At 68.8% G+C, this 11,558-nt stretch carries 11 protein-coding genes and 1 pseudogene; 10 read left to right on the top strand and 2 right to left on the bottom strand.

Annotation, left to right across the window (positions count from 1 at the left end; all coding sequences use genetic code 11):
• Positions 1-200: 200 nt before the first annotated feature.
• The 5 genes from KIF24_RS28700 to KIF24_RS34205 all read left to right on the top strand — a co-directional run bounded on the left by KIF24_RS28700 (position 201) and on the right by KIF24_RS34205 (position 3,263).
• The gene (locus KIF24_RS28700; protein WP_221086683.1) at positions 201-476 is read left to right on the top strand and encodes a hypothetical protein; all 276 of its coding nucleotides are present in this window, start codon (positions 201-203) and stop codon (positions 474-476) included.
• A gap of 78 nt (positions 477-554) precedes the next feature.
• Complete coding sequence (locus tag KIF24_RS28695; protein WP_221086682.1) at positions 555-1,832, top strand: helix-turn-helix domain-containing protein; 1,278 nt, start codon at positions 555-557, stop codon at positions 1,830-1,832.
• 8 nt (positions 1,833-1,840) lie between these two features.
• Entirely contained in the window at positions 1,841-2,188 is a 348-nt protein-coding gene (locus KIF24_RS28690) for a PPC domain-containing DNA-binding protein (protein WP_221086681.1), read from the top strand.
• 227 nt (positions 2,189-2,415) lie between these two features.
• Positions 2,416-2,766: a sugar phosphate nucleotidyltransferase gene (locus tag KIF24_RS34210; protein WP_221086680.1), complete on the top strand. Its 351-nt coding sequence runs from the start codon at positions 2,416-2,418 to the stop codon at positions 2,764-2,766.
• Positions 2,763-3,263: a sugar phosphate nucleotidyltransferase gene (locus KIF24_RS34205; protein WP_269440811.1), complete on the top strand. Its 501-nt coding sequence runs from the start codon at positions 2,763-2,765 to the stop codon at positions 3,261-3,263. The genes KIF24_RS34210 and KIF24_RS34205 overlap by 4 nt, the downstream gene beginning before the upstream one ends.
• Positions 3,264-3,273: 10 nt before the next feature.
• Here the strand turns inward: KIF24_RS34205 and KIF24_RS28675 are convergent, their stop codons facing one another.
• A complete protein-coding gene (locus tag KIF24_RS28675; protein ID WP_221086678.1) occupies positions 3,274-3,942 on the bottom strand; it encodes a 2'-5' RNA ligase family protein in 669 nt (222 codons plus the stop codon).
• Positions 3,943-4,502: 560 nt separating this feature from the next.
• Positions 4,503-5,231 (bottom strand): annotated as a pseudogene (locus KIF24_RS34825) (helix-turn-helix domain-containing protein); the annotation flags it as partial.
• Between the two features lie 244 nt (positions 5,232-5,475).
• Between KIF24_RS34825 and KIF24_RS28665 the strand changes: the two are divergent.
• The 5 genes from KIF24_RS28665 to KIF24_RS28640 all read left to right on the top strand — a co-directional run bounded on the left by KIF24_RS28665 (position 5,476) and on the right by KIF24_RS28640 (position 11,471).
• Positions 5,476-5,958 carry an NUDIX domain-containing protein gene (locus KIF24_RS28665; RefSeq protein ID WP_230415951.1) on the top strand — a complete coding sequence of 161 codons (483 nt, stop codon included), beginning with the start codon at positions 5,476-5,478 and terminating at the stop codon, positions 5,956-5,958.
• Between the two features lie 149 nt (positions 5,959-6,107).
• Positions 6,108-8,096 carry an ABC transporter ATP-binding protein gene (locus KIF24_RS28660; protein ID WP_221086676.1) on the top strand — a complete coding sequence of 663 codons (1,989 nt, stop codon included), beginning with the start codon at positions 6,108-6,110 and terminating at the stop codon, positions 8,094-8,096.
• Positions 8,093-9,841 carry a nitrilase-related carbon-nitrogen hydrolase gene (locus tag KIF24_RS28650; RefSeq protein WP_230415950.1) on the top strand — a complete coding sequence of 583 codons (1,749 nt, stop codon included), beginning with the start codon at positions 8,093-8,095 and terminating at the stop codon, positions 9,839-9,841. The genes KIF24_RS28660 and KIF24_RS28650 overlap by 4 nt, the downstream gene beginning before the upstream one ends.
• A gap of 22 nt (positions 9,842-9,863) precedes the next feature.
• Positions 9,864-10,931: a protein-L-isoaspartate O-methyltransferase family protein gene (locus KIF24_RS28645; RefSeq protein ID WP_221086674.1), complete on the top strand. Its 1,068-nt coding sequence runs from the start codon at positions 9,864-9,866 to the stop codon at positions 10,929-10,931.
• A 48-nt stretch (positions 10,932-10,979) separates the two neighbouring features.
• Entirely contained in the window at positions 10,980-11,471 is a 492-nt protein-coding gene (locus KIF24_RS28640) for an NUDIX hydrolase (protein ID WP_221086673.1), read from the top strand.
• Positions 11,472-11,558 lie beyond the last annotated feature (87 nt).

Genomic DNA, 11,558 nt, shown 5'->3' with positions numbered 1-11,558 from the left:
TGTATCCGCCTCGGCGCGGATCGGGACGTGAGGGGCGGTTGCAATCTGGCCTGAGTTCAGGGCGTCCGCCTGCTGCTTCGGCCCGACTCACGCACAGGAAGTCGTGACGACGAGGCATCCTCTAGCCGGCAGCGGTGTTGGCGGGAAGCTGGATTGCCTCGCTGCCTGCGGGCCAGGTCCCGACTCCATCACGTCTGCGCATGCTTGACGTGATCACCGCCGAGATAAGTGTCATCTTCGAACGCCTCCCTTTAGCGACCGCTCATGCGGTGATGAGGTACGCCCCGCGCCGCATGCAGTGCCGGGTCGAGGCGTACCTCATCCGTCACCTGGCCGACGGAGGCTTCGTCGCGGACGACCAGGGAGTCGATCGAGTCAATCGCTTACCTGTTGCTTATCGTTACCAACACGATGCCCAACGTCAGGAAGGTTGCGCCATGACCGAGGGCGGGTATCAATATGCGTCGCGCGTATGACGGCGACCGGGCGGCATATGGAACCTTGGAGCATGCCCTCGTACGATCCAACACTGGTGGTCACACAAGGACGCCACGATGACTGCGACTCACAAGGCGCGGTACTGCCGTTGCGGCGCCCGTCTCGCCCGTGACAACCCCGGCCCGCGCTGTGCCCCATGCGTCGCTCATGAGCGAGATCATCTCTACGCGACTCCCGAGCTTCCGGCCGACTTCTGGGATGAGGTGGTGCTCAGTGAGGCGCTCCGGAGCCGGCACATGGGCCGGGTTATCCGGGCTTGGCGGACGCACCCCCACCACGGGCGGCGATCGATCTCCCAGGATCGCGTGGCGTCGTGGGTGGGGCTCACGCAGGCTCAGCTAAGTCGGATCGAGAACGGCCCGGCGATCGCGCACCTTGATCGGCTGACCCAGTGGGCGGAGGCGCTGCGGGTTCCGGCCGACCGCCTGTGGTTCGCGCTACCAGCCGTCACGGAACGGCCTGCCGAGGAAGAGGACAAGGTGAAGCGGCGCAACTTGATCGCGGTAGCCGGGGTGACGCTGGCGACCGGGGTGTTCGGGGAAGCAACGCCCGCAACGCCGTTGAGTAACGACGGGGAAGTGGTCGAGTGGTTCGCATGGCACCTTTGGCAGCACCGAGCCGAAGAACTGCACTCGTCTCAGATCCCTGACCACGTACGTCGTCGGCTTGACAGGCATCCCCACATCAATCGGACGGCAGAGGAAACTTATCGCCTCACTGATCCAGCGCTGATGGACGTGCTCGTAGCTCACCGCGTGTTCGGCGATATCACGCGAGGCGGCGGGCACCTGCTAGCCACCGCGCAGACCAGCCATGCAACCGATCTGACCATCAGCGCGTTGACCGCCGATGACGAGAGTGCTCGACGAGCGCTGGTCGCGTGGATGCGACATGGACCAACGGCAGTCTCGCGGGTGAACTCGGCTGGCATCCTTGCGAAAGTCGGGTCGCCCGAGGTTGGCGACGCAGTGATTTCCGCCATTCGTGCCGACGGTGAGGTTCGACATCTGTACCTCACCGCCGTCACGTGTCGTGTGCTAAAGGCGTCATGGGATGAAGCCGGACGCGTCGCTGCTTTGGCTACTGAATCAGGTAACCGAGCCGCCACGGGTTTGGCATCGAGCTGGGCCACCGAACGCCTCACGGCAGAGCTAACCAACCCCCGCGACGCTGCGGCACGTTGGTGCAGCTCGGTCCTCCTCGCAACACTGCCCAGCGTTCAAACCGACACCACCCGGCAGGCGGTCATGAAGGCCGTATCGCGTGAAGCGTGCTGCGAAAATCTGCGCGCATATGCCGCCATCCTCGCCGGAACTAGCCCTCTCAACGTCTAGGAGTCCGAATGAAGCTGCTCGTCGTAAAGCCCGGCGAAGAAGTCATCGCAACGCTAAGCAGGTGTGCCGCCGAGGCGGGCATCACTAACGGCGCGATCGTTTCTCTCGTCGGCGCGATCGATGCATGCGCAATCAGTAACATGCCGGCCACTGACGCAAAGTCGGATGTCGTCACGACGTATAGCCAGCCGTTCGAGTTGAGCGGCACTGGCGAGATTGTTGATGGCAAGGTGCATGTACACGTTGTCCTTGGCCGTGAAGGTGACATGGCACTCGCTGGTCACCTGCACTGGGCAAAGGTCGATACTTTTTTCGTCCACGCTTACACGGTATCTCTCAACGTGGACGATTCTTGACCGCTCCCCAGGGGTTAGTACGGCACCTGCCATCAGTGGTGTGACATGGTAGGACGTGGCAGCAGGTGGTGCAACGTGGACGCAGCCGCCTGTTGATCATATGTGTGTGAGGGCAACAAGATCGAAGGCGGCTCGGCCGGCGTGGCGAATGTGTCAAGCGACAGGTTGCGGGGTTTGTAAACTGGCATCCGGTCAGTCACGGCGGGCGCAGGGGAGGAAGTTGAATCGTGGTCACGAAAGCGGTTATCGCTGTTGCCGGTTTCGGTTCCCGGTTCTTCCCGGTCGCGAAGACCGTGAACAAGTGTATGCTGCCGGTTCTGACCAAGCCTGTCGTGCAGTACGCCGTCGAGGACTGCGTCCGTGCCGGGGTCACCGAGATCGCCATCGTCGCCGCTGCCGGTCAGGCAGGCGAGCAGGTGCGCCACTACTTCAGTCCCGAGCCGGCCATGGAGGCGTACTTCCGTGACCGGGGTTGGGCCGAGAAGTGGGCGCCCGCCGCCGGCCTGCGGGCATCGCGGACATCACGTTCCTGGAGCAGGGGCGTGACGGTCGCTACGGAACGGCTGTGCCCGCCATGATCGCCGTCGACTTCATCGGGGACGACGACTTTTTTCTGGTGACCGGTGACGATCTTCTCCTGCGTGGTGACGGTGGCAGCGACCTTGCCGACCTTGTGTCCCGCCGCGCTGTGACGGGCAACTCGGCGGCGATGGCCGCCGCCGTGGTCGACGGTAGCCAGGCGAGGCTCTACGGGGTGGTGTCCACCCGCGAGGGCGGTGCCGGTACCCGTCTCTACGCCGGGATGGTCGAGAAGCCCCAGGACTGGCGTGAGCCGGTGGCGTTGGTCAACATCAGCCGGTACCTGCTTCCTGGTGCCATCGCCCCGTATTTCCGGGCACTGCGGCCTGACCAGGAGACGGGCGAGTTCCAGACGACGGACGTGATCAACGCCTATGTCGCCGACCATGACGTCCTCGTGTCGCCCGTCTCCGGTGACTACTACGACTGCGGGAACGTGTCGGGTTGGCTTGCGGCGAACAACGCGGTGGCCCGTCTCACCGGCATCACGTCCTGACTGGCTGGCGTCATCCGTTCAGGGGCGCGGTGGCGACGGTCGTCCATCGGTAGGTGCGGTCGTCGCGGCGTAGTGCGATCAGTGAGACTTCGCTGATCGTCGCCGTCACTGTGGGTAGGTGTCGCAGTTCGGCCAGCTGGGTGCGGATCGGCGCGGTGGGTGCGGGTGCGCCGCTGTAGGCGATCGTGACGTGGGGCCGGAACCCGTCGGCTGGTTCGGGAACAGTGCGCCACACTGCGGCGATTGAGGCCCGGACAGCAGCGCGTACTCGGTCGACGGCGGCCCAGGGTTGGACGAGCAGGCCGATTCCTTCGGGGTCCGGGTCGACTGGTCCGAGGGACAGCTTCAGCGGTGGCAGGGCGGCGCACCGCTGGCGGGCTTCGGCGACGATCGCGTTGATGTCGTTGTCGGGTACGTCGTCGGTGAATCCGATGCCCTGCGTGGTCAGGTGTAGGCCGTCGAGCGGTACCAGGTCCAGCCCTGGCAGCGGGGCGAGTTGCTGTTGGAGGTAGGTGACGTGGTGGTGGAGTGCGGGTTGGTCGTGGAAGGTGAGGTGCCAGGTGTAGAAGTGGCGGCCGGCGTGCCAGCCGGGACGCCAGTACCAGTGCTCGGTGAGGGTGGGCAGGTTCTGGTAGGCGGTCCACCGTTGCCGCAGGCTGGTCAGTTCCCGGCTGCTCATGTCGGCGATCGTAGGCCCGTCGGTGGTGCCGTGCGCGGGTGTGTGCGGTCGGCGAGCAGGTCCGCGACGTCCTGTATCCGCCGGTGGTGGCGCAGGGGGTGGGCGGCGGCAAGGAACTGGTGGGTGCGTTGGTGGACGGATTCGAAGCGGTGCTCGGCGGTGAGGGCGAGGGCCTGCATCGCCAGCTCGGCTGCCTGTTCGGGGTCGTGGGCGTGGAGGTGGGCGGTGGCCAGGTCTAGGCGGCTGAGGGCTTGCGGTCCGCGTAGCTGGGCGGTGTCGAAGGCGGCGATGGCGGTGGTCAGATGGCCGGCGACGTCGGTGGTGTGGCCGAGGGTCAGGTAGGCGGTCGCCGCGTTGGCCGCGGTCCGGGTGGGGCAGTACGGGCCGAGGGTGAGGCTGGTGCTGACCTGCCCGTCCGACGGGTGTTCGGCCAGTAGGTCGAACGCCTGGCCGACAGCCCGGTCGACGCCGTGCCGGTCGCCGAGGTGGGCGAGGGCCCGCGCCTGCCCGTTGACAGTGAGGCGGATCCGGTGCGGGCCGGTGCCAGCGTGGCGGAGGCCGTCTTCGGCGTAGGCGAGTGCGTCGCGGTGGTTGCCGGTGTAGAAGGCGATCAGGCTTTGGGTGGCGCGGGCCCATGCCTGTGTGTCGGGTTGTTCGGCGGTGTGGGCGAGGTCGAAGGCTTCGGCGGCGTAGGCGTGCGCGACGCCGAAGGCGCGCAGGTCCAGGGCGAGGGCGGCGAGGAGCCCGGACAGGTGCGCGGCGGCGGTGTAGAGCCGGGCGCGTTGTGGCGGGTGCTGCCGGCCGGCCATCAGCTGGTCGACACAGGCCCGCAGGGGGCGTAGCCGGGAGACGAGGTTGGCGGGTGAGCAGCGTTCGTTGTCGGCGATCGCCTGCCGGACTCCGTCTTCCAAGTGCTTCAGCCGGGCGTCGTCGTCGGTATCGGTGGTCAGCGCCGACCGGCGGGCGGTGATGGTCTCCTCGGACTCCCACCACGCCACCACGCTGGTGCTGCCGGGGGGCTCCGCCGGGCGGTGGCGGCGGTGGTGCAGGTCAGCGATGCGATCGTACTCGGCGGTCAGCACACCACCGGTGCACAGCATCTGGTCGCAGCGGGTCCAGAACGGGCGTTCGGGATGCTGCCGGCCGATTTCGGTGTTCGCCACGGAGCTGCGCCCGTACTGCACGAGCCGGGCGAGGCTGTGCTGGGTGTGGCCGGCGTCTTTACGCAGGTGGGCGAGGTGTCGGCCGAGCGTGCGGCGGGCGGCGGTGATCTCGTCGTGGTCGACCATCGTTGCCACCCCCGGTTTGCCGCGGTCACGATGAGCGAACACCATAGCTGCCCCCGGTGACACTTCCGAGCTGCCGGAGACAGCCCCTACCCGGCCGCCGCCGGTGGTCGCGCGGTCTCGACGCCGCTGTCGGCAGGTCGGGGCGGCGGTGCTGGCGGTGTCGGAGTTGGTGTCGGAATCTGCCGACAATGTCGGCGCACGGCGCTGCGGGCGTGTCGCCCCTGCCGCGCCCTACCGTCTCCGCATGCCCTCCGAACGCCGTGATTTCACCGCAGACCTGCCCCGTAAGCGGATGGCCGCCGGGCTGCTGATCACCGACGCGGACGAGCGGGTTCTGCTGGTCGAACCCGTCTACCGGGCTGATTGGGAGATTCCCGGCGGGTGCGTCGAGGCCGACGAGTCGCCGTACCAGGCCGCGGTCCGGGAGTGCCGGGAGGAACTCGGTCTGGACCTGACGCCAGGCCGCCTGCTCGTCGTGGACTGGGTGCCGGCCCACGACGGGCGCACCGAGGGCGTCATGATCGTCTACGACGGCGGCACCCTCGACGCCACCGCGACGGAACGGATCGTGGTGCCACCGGACGAGTTGAAGGGCTGGGCGTGGTCCAACCCCCCACAGACCGCCCGGCGGTTACGGCCGCTGGTGGCCCGCCGGATCGCCGAGGCGCTGCGTGCCCGCGCTGACGGCTCTTGCTCCTACCTCGAAGACGGCGCCCGGGTCACCTGACCGCAGGCCAACCGGGGCCTTTCGTGCGGGAGGCGCGGCTTCGGCGGCACCAGCCGAGACCACCGACGGGGCCTGCGCGTCCCGCCGTCCGCCTTCGAGACACCACCACCCACCGCAGTTCACCCTGCCCACCCACGGGAGGTATCGCCATGCCCAGAACCGTGAACCCCGACCGGACGCCTGCCCGTCCCGGGACGCCGCAGCGGGATTCGGTGCTGCCGGAGCTGCGGGAGATGTGGTGGGAGTCCGGGGTGCGGGCGCGGGCGCAGGCGGGCTTGTTCGCCGTCTTCTCCGAGCTACCCCGCCTGGTCAGGTCGGCGCTGGTAGTGAGCTGGCGCGCCGACCGGGTCCGCACGTCGGTGGTGGCGGCAACCACGGTGGTCGCGGGGGTGATGGCGGCGTTCGGGCTGCTTGCGGCGCAGCGGGTGCTGGTGGAGCTGTTCGCTGGTGGGCCGACCGCCGACAAGGTCGTCGCCGCGCTGCCCGCCCTGGCCGCGCTCGCGGCGGTGACCGCGTTGCGCGCCGGGATGGCCACCGCGATGGGGTACGCGCAGAACGGCCTGACCCCGAAGGTGGACCGGGAGGTCGAACGCGGCCTGTTCGAGGTGACCACCGCGGTGCGGTTGGAGGCGTTCGACGCCGACGCGTTCGCCGACGACATGGAACGGGCCTCCCGGGGCGCGGACTCCACCACCGGCCTGGTGCAGGCGTCGATGAACCTGCTCGCCGGCCTCGCCGGGGTCCTCGCCGTCGCGGTCGCCGTGGTGGTGGTCCATCCGCTGCTGTTGCTCGCCCTGCTGGTGGCGACCGTACCGAACGGGTGGGCGTCGCTGCGCGCTGGGCACCTGCGCTACCAGACCTACGCCGCCGGTTCGGTACGCCGCCGCCGGTTGTGGTTGCTGCACCGGCTGATGGCCGAACGTGACTCGGCCCCCGAACTGCGCTCCTACGGGCTGCGCGGGTTCCTCCTTGACCAGTACGACCGGGTCATGGCCGTCGAGACCGGCATCCAACTCGCCCTGGCGCGGCGGGTCACCACGACGACCACCGTAGGCGCGATGATCGGCGGCGTCGCCACCGCCGTGGTCTACGTCCTGCTCGGGCTGCTGCTCGTCGATGGCCAGATCCCCCTCGCCGCTGCGGCGACCTGCGTCATCGCCGTGCAGGCCGCGCAACGGTCACTGGCGGTGGTCACCTTCCAGGTCGACCGGGTCTACACCGAGGGGCAGCACTTCCGCGACTACACCGGCTTCATGACCCGCGCCGCCGACTACCTGCCATCGCACACCGAACCGGCCGCCGAGTTGCCGGCACCGGGCCGGCTGGAGGAGATCACCGTTGATGCGGTGAGCCTGCGCTATCCCGACCGTGACACGGCGGCCGTCGACCAGGTCAGCCTGACCATTGAAGCCGGGCAGACGGTGGCGTTCGTCGGGGAGAACGGCTCCGGCAAGTCCACCCTCGCCACCATGATCGCCACCCTGCGCACCCCCACCGGCGGCACTATCCGTTACAACGGCCGGCCAGCCGACGACTGGGGCACCGACGCGCTGCGGGCGCGGATCGGGGTCGTGACCCAGGAGTACCACAAGTGGCCGTTCACCGCCGCCACGAACATCGCCGTCGGCGACATCACCACCCACGCCGAACAGACCCACATCGAGGCCGCCGCCGCCCGCGCCGTCGCCCACGACATGATCATCGAGCTACCCCACGGATACGAGACGCTGCTCGACCGCACCTTCGCCGGGGGACAGGACCTCTCGGGTGGTCAGTGGCAGCGCATCACCGCTGCTCGCGGGTTTCTGCGCGACGCCGACGTGCTCATCATGGACGAGCCCTCGTCCGCCCTCGACCCCCGTGCCGAGGACGCCCTCTTCCAGGCCATCCGGGACCGTCAGGGACAGGGCATCACCATCCTGATCACCCACCGGCTGGCCAACGTCCGCCACGCCGACCGCATCTTCGTTCTGCACCACGGCCGTCTCGTCGAGGCCGGCACCCACGACGACCTGATGAGCGCCGGCGGGCGGTACGCAGAGCTGTTCACCCTGCAAGCCGCCGGCTACGACACCACCACCGGCCCCGCTGCGGCGGTGCCCCGGCAGACCGCGACCGCCGGACGGAGCACGCCATGACGACGACGTCGGACCCCACGAAAGCTCGCCTGTGCAAGATCGCCATCGTCGGTGCCGGCAGCGCCGGCAAGACCGTGCTCGCCAGCCAGCTCAGCGCCCTGCTGGACATCCCGGTGACCCACCTGGATGCGCTGCGCTACGGCACCGACTGGAACCTGATTCTCGAGGACGAGTTCGCCGCCCGGCAGCGCGAGGCGGTCGCCGCCGAACAATGGATCACGGACGGGAACTGCCTGGCGTCACTGCCGATCGGAGCGGCGGCAGCGGACACCGTCATCGTGGTGGACCCGCCGCCCCTGGTCTGCCTGTGGGGGCATCCGGCAGCGCCGCTGGCGCTACTGCGGCGGACAGCACGCCGACGGCGTTTTCGACCGTGTCACCTGGACCTTCCTCCAATACGTGAACTTGTATCGGCGCCGGTACCTGGCGTGCATCGCCGAGCACGGGCCGCACGCCACGGTGGTTCACCTGACCACCCGCCGCCAGGCCGAGCAGTTCGTCGCCCGACTCGATGGCAGGAAGGGTGGCCGATGATCGATTTGTCGCGGTATGCGAGTGACCCGGCCTTCGCCGTGACCTGGATCGGGATCGACTTCGAGGGCAGCACCCCGGCGGGATTCCCTGAGCCGATCGAAGTCGGTGCCGTGCTGCTGCGCCCAGTCGGCGCGAGGCTTGTCGAGGTGAGCCGACTCGAGGCGCTGATGCGACCGCCGGCACACGCGCCGGTCACCGCCTATCAAACCGGCAGCACCACGGCGATGTTCGCCGACCGGCCGCCAGCAGCGACCGTCCTCGCGGACTTCGACGCCACCCTCAATGCGCCGCCGTACGTGACGGTTGCTCATCAGGCTGTTCAGCCGGCTCGTACAGACCGGCGACCCGACACCCGCGAAGCGGTGAACGTGGCCGACCGGATCCGTATCGCCATCGCGCAGACTCACGTCGCCGCCGACCCGGCCGCCAACGGCACCGCGATCCGGGCCGCCATGCGGCAGGCCGCCGACGGCGGCGCCCGGCTCGTCCACTTCGCCGAAGGCGCGCTGAGCGGCTACGCGGGTGCGGCCAAGCCGCACTACGCTGGATGGCACATCGACTGGGCGCCGGTCGCCGAACAACTGGCCGTAACGATGGCACTGGCCGGTGAGCTCGGGGTGTGGGTCGTTGTCGGCGGCAACCACCGGCTCACCGGAGATCACTGGCCCCACAACTCGCTGTGGGTGATCAACGACAGCGGCGATTTGGTCGACCGGTACGACAAGCGGCTGCTGTCTCACAACGAGATCAGTGGTTTCTACACCCCGGGCGAGCACGTCTGCACCTTCGCGGTGGACGGGTTCACCTTCGGCTGTCTGCTCTGTATTGAGGTCAACTTCCCTGAGTTGTGGATGCAGCAGGCCGACCTCGGTGTGGACTGCGTGCTGTTCTCCAGCTTCTCCGAGGACCCGATCTTCGAGATCATCGCCCGCGGGCACGCTGCCACCACCGGACGCTGGGTCAGCATGGCCGTGCCCGCTCAATGCGCACCGGCCGCGTCCTCCGCGCTGATCGGCCCGCACGGCTATCTGCTGCGCCGCGCGAAGTCGGACGGCCCGGACGTCGTCTGCGTCGATCTGGACCGCACCGATGCGGACCTGGATATCGCGCTGAACAAGGCCCGGCCGTGGCGAGCCGCCGCCCGGGCCGGTGACATCTACGCCACCCGCCGGGTCACCGATGCCCGCAGCCTCGACCGCACCCACCCCTGAGCCTCTGTAGAAGGGAGCAGCCGTGACCGACCTCGACCGGGCCTTCGACGCCGTACCGGCCCCGATCTACACCCACCATGAGCGGCACGGCGAAACGGTGCACCGCTCGGCACCGGAGTCGATCCGCCGCGAGCTGGCCGCCCTGCAGGTCCGCGCCGGGGACCGGGTGCTTGAGATCGGTACGGGCTCCGGGTACAGCGGGGCGCTGCTCGCGCACCTGTGCTGCCCGGACGGCCAGGTCACCAGCATCGACATCAGCGACGAACTCGTCCGCCGCGCGGCAGCCATCCACGCCGAGCGCGGGGTAACCAGCGTCGACTGCCATGTTGGCGACGGCCTGGCCGGCTATCCAACCGCAGCGCCCTTCCATCGAGCTGTTTCGTGGTGTGCTCCGCCGCGGCTGCCGAAGGCGTGGACGCAGCAGGTCGTGAACGGTGGGCGGATCGTCGCGTGTCTGCCGATCACGGCTCTGCCGTCGGCCACGTTGATCGCCACCATCACCGTCGCGGCCGGGAAACCTCGTATCGAAGCCCTCGCCGGGGGCGGCTACGCCCAGAGCACGCCCGTCGCGGTCGACGATGCCCTGACCGTCCCCGGCCGCTGGGTCGACTACTGCGACCGCCAGCCCGATCCGTCCTGGATCGGCATCTGCTGGCGCGCTGCCGACGACGCCCAGCACACCGGCGCCCGCTCCGCACTCGGCCAGCTGCTGCATCCCGGGTACACCGACACGTATCGGCAGATGGAGCTGCACTGGCGCTCCTGGTACACCTGGACGTCCGCGCTCGGCGACCCGCAGCTGAGCCTGGTGTCGCTGCGCAACGAGATCCGCGGACTCGGTCACACCACACCAAGTTCGGCGGCGGTGGTCCTGACCGATGGCAGGGTCATCGCGGACGGGCTGGACTCGCCGTCGCTGCACTCCTTGCGGACCTGGCTGCAACGGTGGGAACACGCCGGCCGTCCGGCACCCGAGTCCTTCGCCTGCACCCTGATGCCGCACGGCGGCCCTGATCTCGCCGGCTGGGACCTGCAGGTCGGCCATGGGTCCGTGACCAGCCGACCGGCAGTCGCCGCGGCGGGTCGATGACCTAGCCGCCCTTGAGTAGGCCCGCAACCGAGGTGGAAGGGCAACCTATTGACCAGCCGATATCGCACCATCGTCGTCGTGCACGTGCTGCTGCGCCGCGCCGACGGCCAGGTCCTGTTCCTGCAACGCGCCGGCACCGGTGATGCCGCTGGCCAGCTCTGTCTGCCCGGTGGACACCTGGAAGATGGGGAATCGGTCGTCGTCGGCGCGATACGGGAGACGGCCGAGGAAACCGGTGTCGAGCTGTCCGAGACGAATCTGGAGTTCGTTCATGTCGTGCACCGCCGCCACGGCCACGACGACCCGCGGCTCGGCTTCTTCTTCCTCGCCACCGGCTGGCAAGGCCAGCCGGTCAACCGGGAACCCCACAAATGCGCAGGCCTGATCTGGGCGGACCCGGCGCAGCCACCCGCCACCACGATCGCGTACACCGTGGCCGCCCTGGAACAGATCCACAGCGGGCGCCCCTTCTCCCTGGACGGCTGGGCAGAGCACTCGCCCCCCGCCGGCCTGGCCCAACTTCCCGCCCGCGACGACTGACCCGGCGAGTGCAGCCGCTGCCTCAATGCGCCCGACATGCTCGCTCTCCCCGCTCGGCAGCCACCTCGTGAACGGAGGCCTCCCGTT

The organism is Micromonospora tarapacensis, from assembly GCF_019697375.1.
GTDB lineage: Bacteria > Actinomycetota > Actinomycetes > Mycobacteriales > Micromonosporaceae > Micromonospora > Micromonospora tarapacensis.
This window is presented reverse-complemented; position numbering and strand designations above follow the sequence as displayed.